Source organism: Bacillus cereus group sp. MYBK95-2 (assembly GCF_051915225.1).
GTDB classification, from domain to species: domain Bacteria; phylum Bacillota; class Bacilli; order Bacillales; family Bacillaceae_G; genus Bacillus_A; species Bacillus_A cereus.
In genome coordinates this window covers 264,083-281,426 of record NZ_JBQAEH010000007.1, presented here as the reverse complement: position 1 = coordinate 281,426, position 17,344 = coordinate 264,083, and the positions used below count along the sequence as shown (strand labels likewise).

The following is a 17,344-nucleotide window of genomic DNA, read 5'->3' as shown; positions in this document are numbered from 1 at the left end:
GCTAAAGAAGAAGAGAAAGCAAGAGAAATAGCAAAAGCTAAAGAAGAAGAGAAAGCAAGAGAAATAGCAAAAGCTAAAGAAGAAGAAAAAGTAAGAGAAATAGCAAAAGCAAAAGCTAAAGAAGAAGAAAAAGCAAGAGAAATAGCAAAGGCTAAAGAAGAAGAGAGAGCGAAAGAAGCATCTAAAAACAACATACAGTCTGCTAAACGTGAATTAACGGTAGTAGCGACAGCGTATACTGCTGATCCAAGTGAAAATGGTACATATGGTGGACGCGTTTTAACTGCGATGGGGCATGATTTAACGGAAAATCCGAATATGAGAATTATCGCAGTTGACCCGAAAGTAATCCCATTAGGATCTAAAGTATGGGTAGAAGGCTATGGAGAAGCGATCGCTGGTGATACTGGAAGTGCAATTAAAGGTAATCGTATTGATGTTTTAATGGGTTCAAAAAGTAAAGCTATGAATTGGGGAAGACAAACTGTTAAAGTGAAAATTTTATAATAACAATAATTATCCAAATAGAAGTCAGTTCTCTTTATTGAGGCTGGCTTTTATTTTTTTAGTAGAAGGATAATAGGATTTTTAAATGACTTATTAATAAACCTGTAATAAAACATAAAAATTGTCTCATGTTTAGAAAAACTATTAAGAATGAGGTAAGGAAGTAGAACAGAAGGTTATTGAGAAGTAGAGAAGAATAGTATGTTGAAAACGAAGGGTTAACGTATAATGAAATATATGAATCGGATCAAATCGTTTACTAAACACTTTCACTCATAATAGTGTAATTAAGTTCAAAGGATAGGTGTATTTCATGAAAGAAGTAAGAGAATATATTGAAACAAAGAAACAAGGTGTATTAGAGTTGCAAATAAAAGAAACGGAAGAAAAGCTAGGTGCTGCTTTCCCAAATCAATATAGGGATCTTATTAAATTAGTTAATAATGCTGAAATAGGGAAATGGATACTATATCCGATTAAAGATAATAGAAATGTAACGAAAACTTGGGATGATATTGTTAGACAAAATATTGACATGAGAGATGAGTCTATACCAGAAAATCTTATCATAATTGGTGACGATGGTTCAGGGGATAAATTGTGCTTTAAAATAAATAATGGAAAAATGGATGATAAAATATATATTTGGTATCACGCGGATGACGAAATGGAAGAAATATCTCCGAGTTTAAAAGAATTTATTATGGAAACTATTCAGGAAGACGATGTTTTTTAGTCTTAATTATTATCATTTTGTGAATCATTCTTATAAAAGGCGAGGATAGAATATGACAATAGAATTATATGGCGCACATTGTAATGAGCGGAAAGGGTATAGAGTAATTGAAGGAAGAGGTTCATATAATCATTACTTTGGCGGTCAAGATTGTAATTTGCCAGTATGTAAGTTATGCGGTGAGAAGATGCATCAAATTCTCTGTTTTGATTTAAAAGATGGGAGACTTGCTGAACTTAAAAGTAATGAACTAAATATTTTACCATTCGTTTCATGCTTGAACTGTGCGATGGTGTGGGAACCGCAATATTTTCAGTTAAGTGATGGAGGTAAAACAGTTCAAATCATAAAGCAGCAAAATACAGAAGAATGGATAATGGAAGAGGAAGATAAGTTACCAGCTTCATTACCAAAAACAACGGTAAAGCTTATAAATATGAAAAATGAAGATATACCTACAGATGAAGATAGTTACTGGGAAGCTTTTGACTTGTTCGGTTCTGAATATGTATGTAGATTATTAGGCGTACCATTATATGATGATCTTCCAAAGGATTTGGCGTGTCCAACTTGTGCGAAAGAGATGAAATATGTTGCTACAATTACTCAAGATATTGAGGAACGTGGACTTATTTCAGTAGTTGATTTCCAGTTTGGGGAAATGAATATATACTATTATTTATGTATAGATTGTTTAATTATAAAAACTGAAATACAAAATACATAACAAGCCTAACATATTATGTTAGGCTTGTTTTTCGATCGCAACATCATTAAGAATTGCATCAAATATATCTTTTTGCGTAAAGTTATCTGTAAAAATAGTTTCTGTGGCAACCTTAATAGTATCGTGCGGATTATACCATTTTTGTAGGGAATCCTCACCAAATTCATGTCGTTTGTCTCTTGTGTTATGTCGTCTAATAGTTTCCTCTAATGATAAATCAAAGTAATATGCAAATGCATTTTCATCAAAATAACGAATTAATTCTTTTAACATCTCACCATACCTATGACTGTTCAATATACCTTCTAAAATAACAAATTCACATTTTCCTTTTCCGTACTTCGTAATTTCAAATAGTAAATCATGTGATAAATTACCCATTGTGTCGTGTACTCTAAGCATATCTCTACGTACAACATCCTGTGATACTAAAAGTGTTCCTTGTCCGAAATGTTCTTGTAGTTGTTTTGCAATCGTTGTTTTACCACTTGAGGAGTTTCCTCTAAGAATGATTAAAGTGGATGTAAGTATAGGATTAGACATAATGTATTTCCCCCCAACAGCATTAATTATATAGAAAATTTTAACAAATAAAGTGAGGAAAGTGTATAATTAATATGATGGATATTTAAGGAGGGGGGATCAACTGCCCGTAAAAGCCCGATTGGTTCAACTAATAATCAGTGGGGGATGAACAAAACCCCCACTGATTAAAGTTTCACTTTATTTTGTGTGAAATCACTGCGTGGGCGCCAAACTTTAGGCCAGGCGGAGAGTTTTTTAATAGAATATTAAATTCTCAATTTTTCACTGAATGGTTCACACTCTATACAATCCCGCAATTTAACGTATTTACAGCATTTTTTGCGATTACATTACTACCATATGCATTAGTAGGTGCAATGAAAGATGTAACAGCAAGAAAAAATATAAAGAAATAATAGAGGTATAATATGCTTTTTCAAAAAGAAGGTTTATTGATTAGATACGTAATGGAAGATGATGCATCTATCATTTCTAAATGGTTAACGGACCCAGCAGTCCTGCGGTATTACGAAGGACGAGATAATCCGCAATCTGTAGAAAAGGTGCTTGATCATTTTATACATAGTCCAAACAGTAATGAAAAAAGATGTTTAATAGAATTTGATACCATTCCGATTGGTTACATACAAATGTACCCAGTGGATTCAGAGTGGAAAGCGTTATATGGCTATAAAGAATCGCAAAATGTATGGGGTATGGACCAATTTATCGGTGAACCAGCCTATTGGGGAAAGGGAATTGGAACAAAACTCGTTCAGGCAGCAATTACATATATTATGGGTGAAATGGGAGCAGAAGCAATTGCAATGGATCCGAAAGTAAATAATGAACGAGCAATAAAGTGTTATGAAAAAAGTGGATTTAAAAAAGTAAAGATTTTAAAGGAACATGAGTTGCATGAGGGGAAATTAGAAGATTGTTGGATGATGGAATATAAACAATAATAATGGCTTATACAAATAAAGGGGGATGTGTGAAATGAAAAAAGCATTAATCGTAATTGATGTGCAAGCGGGTATGTATACAGCTGGAATGCCAGTACATAATGGGGGAAAGTTTTTACAAACATTGCAAGAGCTTATTAGGGAATGTCGTTCAAATGATATTCCAGTTATTTATATCCAACATAACGGTCCTAAAGACCATCCGTTAGAAAAAGGTACGGATGGATGGCGAATCCATGCGGCCATCGCTCCGCAAGAAGGAGATAATATAGTTGAAAAGACGACTCCAGATTCATTCCATAATACAAACTTAAGCGAAGTGTTACAAGAGAAAGGAATTGAACACGTTATTCTTTCGGGAATGCAAACAGAGTATTGTGTAGATACGACAACGCGCAGAGCATGTAGTGAAGGGTATAAAGTAACGTTAGTGAGTGATGCGCATAGTACATTTAATACAGAAGTGTTACGTGCTGAAGATATTGTGAAACATCATAACGCAGTATTGGGAGCGTTTGCGGATGTTGTTGCAGTAAAAGACTTAAAAGTGGCTGCCTCTAAATAAGAGGCAGTTTTTTATTAGAAAAAATAGCGTCAAATATTGTTAGTAAGTCGGTATTTTGAAATAATCACTTATATAATTTCACGTACCATAATGAAAAAATACAAAAAAGGAGCACCACATAATTAAAAAGGGCGCTCCTGCATTAAAACGTTACTTTTTCTTATCTTTATCCAATATATTTTGTTCTTCAGCAAACTCTGTACCATATGCAAAGCGGCGATTAATACGAATGTTATCATTGTTGTGCCTTGTATGAGAGTTAGAGAAGCGATGAACGATTACTTCAGATAAAGTGAAGACGATGGCAGAAAGGATACTGCCCCATGCAATTTGCATATAGTTGTCTAATAAAATATTACCGAAAATCCATACGCTTAAATATGTTAATAAGAAATCCGACATAATGGCACCAGTATTGCCAATTCGATTTAAAATAATTTTATCAACGAACATGTAGGATACGATTGTAACAAAGAGACTGAATGAAATAATTTGAACAAACGTTGCAGGGAAAAATAAAGCAAGCCCAATACTAAATGCGATAATGCACGATATAAACTTGATAAGCACTACTGTGAAATCATTCAAAATTTACACCTCCGATTTATACATAGTTTTTCAATAAATTCTGGAGTTCATACATTGTAACGGATTTATTTACATAAAACTTTTTCATGTTCGGAATTTAGTCTAAATATTATAAAAACAATGAAAAAATGTTATAGTAAAATGAGAGTGTATGACATTTTTAGGTAAGGGGGAATCCAAAATGTGGATTACTTCAGAAGTAGAAATTCCAGATGAGTTAATTGATCACCTTGAGCAAGGAAAGTTAGTGTTATTTGTTGGAGCGGGAGTTTCTATGAAAGGGAAATCAAACTTACCGAATTTTGATGATTTAGTTGATGAAATTGCAAAAACGTTATATGTCGAAAAACGTGAAATAACAGAGCCACATGATTATTATCTTGGTAAAATTGCGAAAACAAAAGATGTACATCAAGTTGCAAGAGATCTCGTTCATATAGAGAAATCAAAACCGAATCCATTGCATTATGCAATTCCAAGGTTATTTCCTTTAGATACAGAAATCCGCATTGTAACAACAAATTTTGATCAACATTTTACAACTGCAATTAAAGAAATAAATAGAGATATCAATGTTTATTACGCTCCAGCTTTACCGACTGGGAGAGCTTTTAAAGGTCTTGCTTACATACATGGTAATGTAGAACAGGAGAAAGAGGCTTTAATTTTAACAGACGGTGATTTTGGAAGGGCTTACTTAACAGAAGGGTGGGCAAGAAGATTTTTAGTTGATCTATTCTCAAATTACACCGTTTTATTCGTTGGATATAGTCATAATGACCCAGTAATGAAATATTTAGCAACTGGTTTACCACCAAGTACAAGACGATTTGCTTTTGTCGCACAAGGAGAAAATACGTACCACTGGGAACATTTAGGGATAAGACCAATTGTGTATCCGAATAAAGTAAATAATCATCAATCTCTCGTAAAAGCGGTAAAACGCTGGGCGGAATTAATGGGTGATAATTATATTACGAAAAGAATGCGTATTCGGGATATTGTAACGGTTCCCCCGTCAGTAGAACAGGAACAATTATCATACATAAAGCAATCAATTAAAAAAATTGAAACAGTTCGTTACTTTGTGGAATTTGCTCATGATTATGAATGGGTCGAATGGTTAGAAGTAGAAGGTAAATTACAAAATTTGTTTATGCTTACGCCAAACTATAATGAAGTAGATGAATTACTTGCAGAATGGTTAGTCGAACAATTTCTTTTTAGTCATCAGAAAGAATTATTTCAATTAATTTATAAAAACTATTCTAAAATATCACCGTTATTATGGAGAACAATTTGTAACTACTTAAACGAAACGAAGAGTAAGATGGACCCGTTGTTGTTTGCAAGGTGGACACTCCTTTTATTAGAAACAGCTGAAAAAGATAGTAGCTCTATAGAAAAGATTTCTAAGTTACTGCAAAAATGTTCTTTTCCTGAGCATAAGGAAATTGCCTTATTGATACTAACTTTTATTTTAGACGGAAAACTGAAGTTGAAACGTGTAAGAAAATGGGGAAATGATACGCAAGAATCAATAGAACTCGAGGAATCGAGTCGCTTACCAGTATCTACATTCTCTCATGTGGAGCAAATTTGGAACGAAAAGATGAGGCCTTATATCGCTTATTATGCTGTTCCAATTATGATGATTGGATTAGAAAAATTGAGAATGTTGTCGTTAAGACAAACGGCACTGAAAAAAAGAAATAAGGAAAATATAGAGAAAGAGTTTCATCAAAATGATCTTGCATTTTTAATACGAATTGTAAAAGAGTGTCTAACTTATTTATGCGAAAACAATGAGAAAAAAGCGGATTATTATATTACAGAAATGATAGAAGCAAATAGTGTACTTCAAAAGCAAATTGCAATTGATGCGATGAATAAAAATATTTTTGTTCGTGTAGATGACAAAATGAAATGGTTGTTACATGAAGGACTTCTTTTAGATTTCACTTATAAACACGAAGTTTTTCAACTTTTAAAAAGGCATTATGCACATTGTTTAGAAAAAACAAAAGAAGAAGTCACTCGAACTGTAATAAAGCATCTTACAGAAGAGAGGGTATTTGATGCATGTCTCGTATTAGACTTATTATTCAAGTGTGATTCAAATAGTCCATCTACGGCAAATGGGTATGAGTTAATGAAGCAAAAGCATCCTCATTTTCATTCCGAACGATACAGTGTACAAAAGAAAGAGGATACAGAGCAAAGTATTACTTGTAATGTAACTGCTGACGGATTATTGCAACTGAAAGATGTTGAAATTATGAAGCAAGTTCAGCAATTTTCGCAAGATCGTGTTTTGGAACAACGCCATTTTTTAGAGATGTTATCAAAAGCATGTAAATTAAACACAGAGTGGAGTATTTCATTTGCATACCAATTAGTAGGAGTGCAAGAAATAAGTAATGAAGTATGGTTTGTTTGTATTAGAGAATGGCGAAATAATCGAGGATTGACAAATGATCAAATCCAAAAAATTATTCCGCTATTGCAGAAATTTGTTAGAAATACTGCTTTTCATTGGTTAATTAGTAGTTTTCTATATGAAATTAGTAATCGACTAGAAGAGTTAGAAGAGAATAGTATACGTGTTGTAAAACGATTTGCTTTTTCAGTGTTTCCTCAAGTTATGAAGAGTGATACAGACTTTAAGCTTGGGAAACAAGATTTTTACAATGAATCAATTCAGCATCCAGTTGGAAAAATGACAGCTGTATTATTAAAGTTGTTATCATATGATCATTTATACGATCGTAATGTATATGAATATTTATTTTTATTTGAAGAACAAGTAAGAGTTAATTCGGAACGAACAAACTTTATGTTTGCTCGTTTAATAGCAGATATTACATTTCTATATCATATTGAAAAACAATGGTGCCGAAAATATTTGTTACCATACTTAGATTTAAAAAAACAAAATGAGATTACGGAATATGCATGGGCCGGCTTATGTTACACGCAAATAAATTTACCTTTATTTACAGAAATGAAGCGATTTATTAAGTATGCGGTAGAACATTTGGAAGTATTACATCCGCATACGAGAGAAGCTTTCTTGAAGTGGCTTAGCTTTGTATTTATTAAATGTGTACTATATTGGGAGCAAAAAACAGATTGGTTATACCCGTTACTCATACTAGAAAATGAAGAAAATAAAATTAAGTTTATGCAGTTTTTATGCTATTACGTCAAAACATTAAGCGTAAAAGAACAACAAAAATTTTGGACAGCTTGGCTCAGTGTATTTTTGCGAGAACGACCAAAAATGGGTGAGATAACTGCGAGAGAATATGTAATGCTTTTACGTATTATTTTATACATGGATGAAATATTAGAAAAAGGATTATGTATTATGTCTCGTACATTTTCAAGTGTACATGGTAAATGTACAGGTGAGGAAATGAAGCGGTTATTGATTGAAATGCTTCATAAAAAAGAAAGTATGAAAGCGCATAAAGAAATGTTTGCAAATGTGTTTTTTATTTTACTACAAACATGTCACGAAGCCGTGTTATTCGAAAAAGAAATCATACAAATAAAAGAATTATTAGTTCAGTATAAAGTAGAGAAATATGTTTTACATTTACTAGAAAATGAAATAATTCGCATAGGAATTGTAATGGGTGATTTACAAAAAGAATTATAGGACGAAAGTGGAATTTTAAAAAATATATAAAAAGTTGTTGACAGTGTTTTGAAAAGCGTTCTATAATACGAATCATACTTATTCAATTTCAAAAACATTTGAATAAACAAAGTGCAATGAAGAGATCACAGTAGTGGTTAGTCTTACTGTAACAGAGAGCTGGTGGTTGGTGTGAACCAGTACAGGGATAATCATGAATTACAGTCTTGGAGCATCTTTTTCGTAATAAAGATAGTTTTTCTTTATGAGGAAAAAGCGGTCAATTGATCGTTAACAGTGAAGAGAGGTAGACGGAAAGTTAGTCTACAACTAGGGTGGTACCGCGATAAATATCGTCCCTACTGATTTATTCAGTAGGGACTTTTTGTATTTTAGTGGTCCAACTTGAAAATTAAATAGTCATGCATTGAAAGGAAAAGCAGTAGTTGTTGTTTCCCTGTAACAGAGAGCTGGTGGTTGGTGCGAACCAGTACATAAACAAGAGCGAATTACAGTCCTAGAGCATCTTTTTCGTAGTAAAGATAGTATTGTCTTTATGAAGGGAAAGACGGTCAGATGATCGTTAACAATGAAGAGAGGTAGACGAAAGAAATCTACAACTAGGGTGGTACCGCGATAAATATCGTCCCTACTGATTGGATCAGTAGGGCTTTTTTGTACAAAAAAGTGGATTTTTAACTAGTAGTTTATGTCTGTGTACGAATTATTAGTTTAAAATAAGAAGAGGTATCGATTCCACTATAAATTTGTATAATTAGTCAGTTCAGAAAATAGAGAATTTTTATTCTCTTACTATACTTTTAAAACATTAGAGGAGGATTTCCAAATGGCAAATCATGAATTAGATCAATTACGTAAACAGGTAGATGAAATTAATTTACAACTATTACACCTTTTAAACAAACGTGGTGAAATTGTTCAAAAAATTGGAGAGCAAAAGCAAGTACAAGGCACGAAACGCTTTGATCCAGTACGTGAGCGTGAAGTACTTGATATGATCGCAGAGCATAACGAAGGACCATTCGAAACATCAACAGTTCAACATATTTTCAAAACGATTTTCAAAGCAAGCTTAGAGTTACAAGAAGATGATAACCGTAAAGCGTTACTAGTATCACGTAAAAAGAAACAAGAAAATACAATCGTTGATGTAAAAGGTGAATTGATTGGAAACGGAACACAAACGTTCATCATGGGACCTTGTGCAGTAGAAAGTTTAGAACAAGTTCGTCAAGTAGGGCAAGCGATGAAAGACCAAGGCTTAAAATTAATGCGCGGTGGTGCATTCAAACCGAGAACTTCTCCATATGATTTCCAAGGTTTAGGAGTAGAAGGACTTCAAATTTTACGTCAAGTAGCAGACGAGTTTGACTTAGCAATTATTAGTGAAATTTTAAATCCGAACGATGTTGAAATGGCATTAGACTACGTTGATGTAATTCAAGTTGGCGCACGTAACATGCAAAACTTCGATTTATTACGAGCTGTAGGTAAAGTTAACAAACCAGTATTATTAAAACGTGGATTAGCAGCAACAATTGATGAGTTCATTAACGCAGCGGAATACATTATTGCGCAAGGTAACGATCAAATTATTCTTTGTGAGCGCGGTATCCGCACATACGAAAGAGCAACACGTAACACATTAGACATTTCTGCAGTACCAATTTTAAAGAAAGAAACACATTTACCAGTTATCGTTGATGTAACACATTCAACTGGACGCAGAGATTTATTATTACCAACAGCGAAAGCGGCACTTGCAATTGGCGCAGATGCAGTAATGGCTGAAGTTCATCCAGATCCAGCAGTTGCATTATCAGATTCTGCACAACAAATGGACATTCCAGAATTCCATAGATTCATGGATGAGTTAAAAGGTTTCAAAAATAAATTATCTTAATTCCATATCATATATGCGTTGAAGAGGAAACAGTAGTGCTTATCTCACTGTTAAAGAGAGCTGATGGTCGGTGTGAATCAGTACAAAGGTAAGCATGAATTACAGCCTTGGAGCATCTTTCCCGACAACTTTTGGAGGGGAAGACGGTCAAACGATCGTTAAAGAAGAAGAGAGGTAGACGAAAGAAGTCTACAACTAGGGTGGTACCGCGATAAACATCGTCCCTACTGAGCGCTCAGTAGGGACTTTTTTGTACAAAAAAATAGTAAAGGGGCAAGAGAAATGAGATACATTACAGCTGGAGAATCACATGGACCGCAGTTAACAGTTATTTTAGAAGGTGTACCAGCAGGTTTGACACTTACGGCGGAACATATTAATAAAGAATTATTAAGAAGACAAAAAGGTCATGGACGCGGAAGACGTATGCAAATTGAAACAGATACAGTTGAAATTGTAAGTGGTGTTCGTCACGGGATGACACTTGGATCACCGATTACGTTAATTGTAAAAAATGATGATTTCAAACATTGGACGAAAGTAATGGGTGCAGAGCCAATTTCGGAAAAAGAAAGTAAAGACATGAAACGTACAATTACAAAACCACGTCCTGGACATGCAGATTTAAATGGAGCAATTAAATATGGTCATCGTGATATAAGAAACGTATTAGAGCGGTCATCTGCAAGAGAAACGACAGTTCGTGTAGCTGCTGGTGCAGTTGCAAAACAAATTTTAAGCGAATTAGGCGTGGAAATTGCAGGACATGTTCTTGAAATTGGTGGAGTAAAAGCAAAACATATTTCAAACTTATCAATTGAAGAAATTCAAACAATTACTGAAAACTCACCAGTTCGATGTTTAGATAAAGAAGTAGAGCAAGAAATGATGAATGCGATTGACAACGCAAAAAGTAGTGGAGATTCAATCGGTGGTATTGTGGAAGTCATTGCAGAAGGTATGCCGATTGGCGTCGGTAGTTACGTCCATTACGATCGTAAATTAGATGCAAAACTTGCTGGTGCAATTATGAGTATAAATGCATTTAAAGGTGCTGAAATCGGCGTAGGTTTTGAAGCGGCACGACAACCAGGAAGCAAAGTGCATGATGAAATTCTGTGGGATGAAGAAAAAGGATACACGAGAAGAACGAATAATGCCGGCGGTTTAGAAGGCGGTATGACAACAGGTATGCCAATTATCGTAAGAGGCGTGATGAAGCCAATTCCTACTTTATACAAACCGTTAGCAAGCGTTGATATTGATACGAAAGAAGCATTCCAAGCGAGTATTGAAAGATCTGATAGTTGCGCAGTACCAGCGGCGGGTGTAGTAGCTGAATCTGTTGTGGCATGGGAACTTGCAGATGCACTAGTCGAACAATTCGGAAAAGATCGTATGGAATTATTAAAACAAAACATTATGCAACACAATAACTACGCAAAAGAATTTTAATAAAAAGGTGGGTTTAACGTGCAAGTAAAAGATCAACTATCATCATTACAACCATATAAACCAGGTAAATCACCAGAACAAATGAAAGAAGTGTACGGAGATCATTCGTTTGTGAAATTAGCATCGAATGAAAATCCATTCGGCTGTTCGTCACGTGTTTTAGATGAGTTGCAAAAATCGTGGTTGGAACATGCTTTATATCCTGACGGAGGTGCTACAACGCTCCGTCAAACAATCGCAGATAAGTTACATGTGAAAATGGAACAAGTACTTTGTGGTAGTGGTTTAGATGAAATCATTCAAATAATAAGCCGCGCCGTATTACGAGCGGGAGATAACATTGTAACAGCAGGTGCAACATTCCCACAGTATCGTCATCATGCCATTATAGAAGGTTGCGAAGTGAAGGAAATTGCGTTAAATAACGGTGTATACGACTTAGAAGAAATTTCTTCAGTAGTAGATAACGATACAAAAATTGTATGGATTTGTAACCCGAACAATCCAACAGGCACATATGTGAATGACCGAAAATTGACTCAATTCATTGAAGGTATTAGTGAAAATACGTTAATTGTCATTGATGAAGCGTACTATGAATACGTAACAGCAAAAGATTTCCCAGAGACATTACCGCTTTTAGAAAAACATAAAAATATTCTTGTACTTAGAACATTTTCTAAAGCGTACGGATTAGCTTCTTTCCGCGTTGGATATGCGGTTGGACAGGAAGAGTTAATCGAAAAATTAAATGTCGTTCGTTTGCCATTTAACGTATCTTCATTAGCGCAAAAAGCAGCGACGATTGCTTTTGGTGATGACGAGTTTATTGAAGAAATAGTTCGTGTGAATACAGAAGGATTACAACAATACGAGAGCTTTTGTAGGGAAAATGATATTCCATTTTATCCATCGCAAACAAATTTCATCTTCTTGCCAGTTGAGAATGCTGGAGAGATTTATGAAGCTTGTGCACACGCAGGATTTATTATTCGTCCGTTCCCGAATGGTATCCGTATTACAGTCGGAACAAGGGAGCAAAATGAAGGGGTGATTTCAGTGTTACAACAACACTTTGAAAATAAAAAAAGAAAGTCTCGAGATGAGGAAAATGCGTAAAAAGGTAGTATTAATTGGAACTGGTTTAATCGGAGGCTCTCTCGCATTAGCAATTAAGAAAGAGCACGATGTAACGATAACAGGTTATGATATATTTCAAGAACAGGTAGAGCGTGCAAAAGAATTACACGTAGTAGATGAAATAGCAGTTGATTTACAGCTTGCATGTGAAAAGGCACATTTAATTGTTTTTGCTTCTCCAGTTGAAGAAACGAAGAAGCTATTACACAAACTTGCGTCATTCCGTTTACGAGAAGATGTTATAGTGACTGATGTTGGTAGTACAAAAGGCACGATTATGAATGAAGCAGAAACTTTATTTTCAAAGGAAGTATCTTTCATTGGTGGACATCCAATGGCAGGTTCTCATAAAACGGGAGTTGAAAGTGCAAAAGCGCATTTATTTGAAAATGCATTTTACATTTTAACACCGATGCATCATGTGCCAAATGAACATGTGGAAGAGTTAAAAGATTGGTTAAAAGGAACGGGATCACATTTCCTTGTTTTAAATACAGAAGAACATGATTATGTAACAGGGATCGTTAGTCATTTCCCGCACCTTATCGCAGCAGGTTTAGTGAAGCAAGTAGAGAAACATGCAGGAGATAATCCGCTCATTCATCAGCTAGCTGCTGGAGGGTTTAAAGACATTACACGTATCGCATCTAGTAGTCCGAAAATGTGGAGTGATATTGTAAAGCAAAATCGTGAGCATTTAATGGTATTATTAAAAGAGTGGATCTCTGAAATGGAAGATTTATATAAAACAGTTTCTACCGGAGATGCATGCGAGATTCAAAACTATTTTGCAGATGCGAAAGAATACCGTGATTCTTTACCAGTAAGAAAGAGAGGGGCAATTCCTGCCTATCACGACTTATACGTCGATGTATTAGATAAGGTGGGGGCATTGGCTCATATTACGAGTATTTTGGCGCGCGAGGAAATTAGTATTACGAACTTGCAAATATTAGAAGCGCGTGAAGGACTGCTTGGGGTATTACGTATTAGCTTCCAAAGGGAAGAAGATCGTATGAAAGCAAAACTAGCGCTTGGAGAAGAAGAATACCAAACTTATGAAACAATTTAAATGAGAAGGTGAAAAACGTGAAAGAAAGAACAATACAACCTGTTAATAACGGATTGAATGGCAATATTACAATCCCAGGTGATAAATCCATTTCACACCGTGCTGTTATGTTCGGTTCTATTGCAGAAGGGAAAACAACAATTAAAGGTTTCTTGCCCGGTGCAGACTGTTTAAGTACGATTTCATGTTTTAAAGAAATGGGAGTAGAAATTACGCAAAACGGTGATGAGGTTACTGTAGTTGGTAAAGGATTAGAAGGTTTACAAGAACCGAAAGCTGTATTAGATGTTGGTAATTCTGGTACAACAATCCGATTAATGTCAGGTATATTAGCTAACACACCATTTTTCTCTTGCGTACAAGGTGATGAATCTATCGCAAAAAGACCGATGAAGCGTGTAACAAACCCATTAAAACAAATGGGCGCAAACATAGACGGCCGAGAAGAAGGAACATTTACACCGTTAACAATACGTGGCGGAGATTTAAAAGCAATTGAATATATTTCTCCTGTTGCAAGTGCACAAGTAAAGTCAGCTATTTTACTTGCAGGTCTTCGTGCAGAAGGTGTAACAGCTGTTACAGAACCACATATTTCACGCGACCATACGGAAAGAATGCTCGAAGCATTTGGTGTTAAAGTAACTCGCGAAGGGAAAACAGTGAAGCTGTCAGGTGGACAAAAATTAACAGCAACAGACATTCAAGTGCCCGGTGACGTATCATCCGCAGCATTTTTCTTAGTAGCAGGTGCAATCATCCCAAATAGTAAACTAGTATTACAAAATGTAGGAATGAATCCAACCCGTACAGGTATTATTGATGTTTTAGAAAAAATGGGTGCTACGTTCACTGTAGACCTAATTAACGAAGGGGCATCAGAACCAGCTGCAAATATTACAATCGAAACATCTTCATTAAAAGGAATTGAAATTGGCGGAGATATTATCCCTAGATTAATCGATGAGATTCCTGTAATCGCATTAGCGGCAACGCAAGCAGAAGGAATTACAGTAATTAAAGATGCACACGAATTAAAAGTAAAAGAAACAAACCGTATTGATACAGTCGTTGCTGAGTTAACGAAACTAGGAGCTCGAATAGAAGCAACTGATGACGGTATGATCATTTACGGAAAATCAGCTCTAAAAGGCAATACAGTAAATAGTTATGGTGATCACCGTATCGGAATGATGCTTGCAATTGCTGGCTGCCTAGCAGAAGGAAAAACAATTATTGAAGATGCAGAAGCAGTAGGTGTATCATATCCTACATTCTTTGACGAACTTCAAAAGTTAGCTAAATAAAAAGGGTGGAAAGCAGATACGTGATGTATCTGCTTTTTTGTTAAAACGTCCTTGTAATTTCACTTACCGAACTATAATAGTGAGAATTATGATACAATTCAAAAAGGGAATGGAGGAGAATTATATGAATGTCATACAATTAAAAGAAGATAAATTCAGAGAAGCATTACGTTTATCAGAATACGCTTTTCAATATAAAGTAGATGAGGAACGATTACAGCAGCAACTTACAAAGATGAAGGAAAGTCATGAAGTATACGGTATTATGGAAGGTGAGGACTTAGCTGCAAAACTACACCTCATCCCGTTTCATATTTACATAGGTAAAGAAAAATTTAAAATGGGTGGCGTTGCAGGAGTAGCGACTTATCCAGAGTACAGAAGAAGTGGGTATGTAAAAGAGCTACTTCAACATTCACTTCAAACAATGAAAAAAGATGGCTTTACAGTCTCTATGTTACACCCATTTGCTGTTACATTTTACCGTAAATACGGCTGGGAACTTTCTGCGAATCTTCTCGTATGTCATTTGACAAAGAGTGATTTAGTTATGAAAAAACAAGTGAATGGTACTGTGAAACGTTTCAATAAAGAAAATCACCCAGAAGAGGTCGAGAAGCTTTATGAAACATTTGCAGAACATTTTTCTGGTATGCTAGTTCGCAATGAAAAATGGTGGTTACAAGCTGTTTATGAGGATTTAACATTAGCAATTTATTACGATGAAAATAAAAGTGCAGCCGGCTATATGTTATATAAAATAGAAAACTATAAAATGACAGTAGATGAATTTGTTCCACTGCATAATGAAGCACGAAATGGTCTATGGAATTTTATTTGCCAGCATGATTCTATGATTAAAGAGCTTGAAATGACAGTAAGTGAAAACGAACAGTTGTTATATACATTGCAAGAACCACGTGTGAAAACAGAAATAAAACCATATTTTATGGGAAGAATTGTAGATGTAGAGCAGTTCTTAAAACAGTATGAGTTAAACTGGAACAATGTACAACAAGAAGTCATTTTACATATTACAGATTCATTTGCACCGTGGAATAATGTATCGGTGAGACTTGCAAATTATGAAATAGCAATTATAGAAGAACCAATGGATAAAGGGATCAAGCTAGATATAAATGCACTATCTACAATACTGCTTGGATACAAACGCCCATTAGAACTAAATGAATTAGAATTAATTAGCGGAAGCGAAGAGGAAATACGGGCATTTGAGAATGTAGTACCAGTGCGCAAGCCGTTTATTTATGATTTCTTTTAATTTGCATATAAGATGGAGTTGTTTCGAACAAAATTTTGGGATAGCTCCATCTCATTGTATTAATTTTTGTCGGTAAGTTGATATATCCTGAAAATCGCTGATATAATTTTATTCACATACAAGAGAATAGAATCGCAACTATACGTTGTCACGCACTTGACTTTTATTCCCTGTAATTTATAATTAAAAACGGAATGAATTTTCATTCCTGAAAATAGAGGTGGAAAAAATGGCTAAAAACAAACAAGAGGATATTTTTGATGCTGCGATGCAACTTTTTGCAGAGCGTGGTTACGATGGTACGACAATTCCAATGATCGCTGAAAAAGCAAATGTCGGTGCGGGTACTATTTATCGCTATTTTGAAAATAAAGAGGCGCTTGTTAACTCATTATTTTCAAAAAGTATGTTACAGCTTTCTGAAATGATAAAAACGGATTTTCCTGTTGAAGCAAATATTCGTGAACAGTTTAGTCATACGTATAACCGTTTATTTGAATTTGCGAGAAACAATGTGGATGCTTTTTTATTTACAAATTCTCACTGTGATAGTTATTTTCTTGATGAGCAGAGTAAGAAAATATTTGACGATTTTATAGGCTTCTTTATGAATATTATTGAAGATGGAATCGCAAAAGGTTTGCTTCGTCCATTGCCTCCAGTTGCTTTAATTATTATTGTATATCAACCGTTAGAAAAATTAACGAAAGTAATTGCAACAGGGCAATTAGAATACTCGAAAGAGTTAGTAAAAGAATTGGAAGAAAGCTCTTGGAACGCTATTAGAATCATTTGATTCTATAGCTTTATAAGGACAGGAATGAATATTCATTCCTAAATAGAATTAAAAAATGAGAGTAGGAGAGGGTATTTGTGCAACTAAAGGAATGAATATTCATTCCGGAAAG

Annotated in this window: 15 protein-coding genes, 1 pseudogene and 3 other annotated features; of the genes and pseudogenes, 14 read left to right on the top strand and 2 right to left on the bottom strand. The window is 34.8% G+C overall.

The window, feature by feature from the left end:
- The 3 genes from ACTFN4_RS22670 to ACTFN4_RS22660 all read left to right on the top strand — a co-directional run.
- Positions 1-507, top strand: a 507-nt coding sequence (locus ACTFN4_RS22670) for a 3D domain-containing protein (protein WP_439962810.1), incomplete at its 5' end; no start/stop codon positions are given.
- 313 nt (positions 508-820) lie between these two features.
- Positions 821-1,243 carry an SMI1/KNR4 family protein gene (locus ACTFN4_RS22665; RefSeq protein WP_006928545.1) on the top strand — a complete coding sequence of 141 codons (423 nt, stop codon included), beginning with the start codon at positions 821-823 and terminating at the stop codon, positions 1,241-1,243.
- Between the two features lie 52 nt (positions 1,244-1,295).
- A complete protein-coding gene (locus ACTFN4_RS22660) occupies positions 1,296-1,970 on the top strand; it encodes a hypothetical protein (RefSeq protein ID WP_017656517.1) in 675 nt (224 codons plus the stop codon).
- Positions 1,971-1,988: 18 nt separating this feature from the next.
- Here ACTFN4_RS22660 and ACTFN4_RS22655 read toward each other — a convergent pair whose 3' ends face one another.
- Entirely contained in the window at positions 1,989-2,513 is a 525-nt protein-coding gene (locus ACTFN4_RS22655) for a kinase (protein WP_000070150.1), read from the bottom strand.
- Positions 2,514-2,692: 179 nt separating this feature from the next.
- Between ACTFN4_RS22655 and ACTFN4_RS22650 the strand changes: the two are divergent.
- From ACTFN4_RS22650 to ACTFN4_RS22640, 3 genes and pseudogenes are all read left to right on the top strand, one after another.
- Positions 2,693-2,911 (top strand): annotated as a pseudogene (locus ACTFN4_RS22650) (YfzA family protein); the annotation flags it as partial.
- A gap of 12 nt (positions 2,912-2,923) precedes the next feature.
- Positions 2,924-3,460, top strand: a complete 537-nt coding sequence (locus ACTFN4_RS22645; RefSeq protein WP_000898772.1) for a GNAT family N-acetyltransferase — start codon at positions 2,924-2,926, stop codon at positions 3,458-3,460.
- 34 nt (positions 3,461-3,494) lie between these two features.
- Positions 3,495-4,025 (top strand): cysteine hydrolase family protein, encoded by a 531-nt coding sequence (locus tag ACTFN4_RS22640; protein ID WP_000709539.1) that lies wholly within the window; start codon positions 3,495-3,497, stop codon positions 4,023-4,025.
- A 150-nt stretch (positions 4,026-4,175) separates the two neighbouring features.
- Here ACTFN4_RS22640 and ACTFN4_RS22635 read toward each other — a convergent pair whose 3' ends face one another.
- Positions 4,176-4,613: a YndM family protein gene (locus tag ACTFN4_RS22635; protein WP_000997702.1), complete on the bottom strand. Its 438-nt coding sequence runs from the start codon at positions 4,611-4,613 to the stop codon at positions 4,176-4,178.
- 181 nt (positions 4,614-4,794) lie between these two features.
- Here ACTFN4_RS22635 and ACTFN4_RS22630 point away from each other — a divergent pair, with 181 nt between their 5' ends.
- The 8 genes from ACTFN4_RS22630 to ACTFN4_RS22595 all read left to right on the top strand — a co-directional run bounded on the left by ACTFN4_RS22630 (position 4,795) and on the right by ACTFN4_RS22595 (position 17,232).
- A complete protein-coding gene (locus ACTFN4_RS22630) occupies positions 4,795-8,277 on the top strand; it encodes a DUF4020 domain-containing protein (protein WP_439962809.1) in 3,483 nt (1,160 codons plus the stop codon).
- Positions 8,278-8,384: 107 nt separating this feature from the next.
- Positions 8,385-8,620, top strand: a binding site (T-box leader).
- A 54-nt stretch (positions 8,621-8,674) separates the two neighbouring features.
- Positions 8,675-8,910 (top strand) — a binding site (T-box leader).
- Between the two features lie 193 nt (positions 8,911-9,103).
- Complete coding sequence (locus ACTFN4_RS22625; protein WP_001273575.1) at positions 9,104-10,180, top strand: bifunctional 3-deoxy-7-phosphoheptulonate synthase/chorismate mutase; 1,077 nt, start codon at positions 9,104-9,106, stop codon at positions 10,178-10,180.
- A 9-nt stretch (positions 10,181-10,189) separates the two neighbouring features.
- Positions 10,190-10,409: a binding site (T-box leader), on the top strand.
- Between the two features lie 53 nt (positions 10,410-10,462).
- On the top strand, positions 10,463-11,635 hold the full coding sequence (aroC, locus tag ACTFN4_RS22620) for a chorismate synthase (RefSeq protein ID WP_001269425.1): 1,173 nt from the start codon (positions 10,463-10,465) through the stop codon (positions 11,633-11,635).
- A gap of 18 nt (positions 11,636-11,653) precedes the next feature.
- Positions 11,654-12,754: a histidinol-phosphate transaminase gene (gene hisC, locus ACTFN4_RS22615; protein WP_001197280.1), complete on the top strand. Its 1,101-nt coding sequence runs from the start codon at positions 11,654-11,656 to the stop codon at positions 12,752-12,754.
- Positions 12,747-13,847 (top strand): prephenate dehydrogenase, encoded by a 1,101-nt coding sequence (tyrA, locus tag ACTFN4_RS22610; RefSeq protein ID WP_001228140.1) that lies wholly within the window; start codon positions 12,747-12,749, stop codon positions 13,845-13,847. The genes hisC and tyrA overlap by 8 nt, the downstream gene beginning before the upstream one ends.
- A gap of 17 nt (positions 13,848-13,864) precedes the next feature.
- The gene (aroA, locus tag ACTFN4_RS22605; RefSeq protein ID WP_000664630.1) at positions 13,865-15,154 is read left to right on the top strand and encodes a 3-phosphoshikimate 1-carboxyvinyltransferase; all 1,290 of its coding nucleotides are present in this window, start codon (positions 13,865-13,867) and stop codon (positions 15,152-15,154) included.
- Between the two features lie 124 nt (positions 15,155-15,278).
- On the top strand, positions 15,279-16,436 hold the full coding sequence (locus ACTFN4_RS22600) for a GNAT family N-acetyltransferase (protein WP_439962808.1): 1,158 nt from the start codon (positions 15,279-15,281) through the stop codon (positions 16,434-16,436).
- 229 nt (positions 16,437-16,665) lie between these two features.
- Positions 16,666-17,232 carry a TetR/AcrR family transcriptional regulator gene (locus ACTFN4_RS22595; protein WP_001107309.1) on the top strand — a complete coding sequence of 189 codons (567 nt, stop codon included), beginning with the start codon at positions 16,666-16,668 and terminating at the stop codon, positions 17,230-17,232.
- The last annotated feature ends 112 nt before the right edge of the window (positions 17,233-17,344 follow it).

Excerpts from the sequence above, each read along its gene's own strand:
- ACTFN4_RS22645 (WP_000898772.1), top strand. The coding sequence starts at position 2,924 with ATGCTTTTTCAAAAAGAAGGTTTATTGATTAGATACGTAATGGAAGAT.
- ACTFN4_RS22595 (WP_001107309.1), top strand. The coding sequence starts at position 16,666 with ATGGCTAAAAACAAACAAGAGGATATTTTTGATGCTGCGATGCAACTT.
- ACTFN4_RS22660 (WP_017656517.1), top strand. The coding sequence starts at position 1,296 with ATGACAATAGAATTATATGGCGCACATTGTAATGAGCGGAAAGGGTAT.
- aroC (WP_001269425.1), top strand. The coding sequence starts at position 10,463 with ATGAGATACATTACAGCTGGAGAATCACATGGACCGCAGTTAACAGTT.
- ACTFN4_RS22630 (WP_439962809.1), top strand. The coding sequence starts at position 4,795 with ATGTGGATTACTTCAGAAGTAGAAATTCCAGATGAGTTAATTGATCAC.
- ACTFN4_RS22640 (WP_000709539.1), top strand. The coding sequence starts at position 3,495 with ATGAAAAAAGCATTAATCGTAATTGATGTGCAAGCGGGTATGTATACA.
- ACTFN4_RS22655 (WP_000070150.1), bottom strand. The coding sequence starts at position 2,513 with ATGTCTAATCCTATACTTACATCCACTTTAATCATTCTTAGAGGAAAC.
- tyrA (WP_001228140.1), top strand. The coding sequence starts at position 12,747 with ATGCGTAAAAAGGTAGTATTAATTGGAACTGGTTTAATCGGAGGCTCT.
- ACTFN4_RS22625 (WP_001273575.1), top strand. The coding sequence starts at position 9,104 with ATGGCAAATCATGAATTAGATCAATTACGTAAACAGGTAGATGAAATT.
- ACTFN4_RS22665 (WP_006928545.1), top strand. The coding sequence starts at position 821 with ATGAAAGAAGTAAGAGAATATATTGAAACAAAGAAACAAGGTGTATTA.
- ACTFN4_RS22600 (WP_439962808.1), top strand. The coding sequence starts at position 15,279 with ATGAATGTCATACAATTAAAAGAAGATAAATTCAGAGAAGCATTACGT.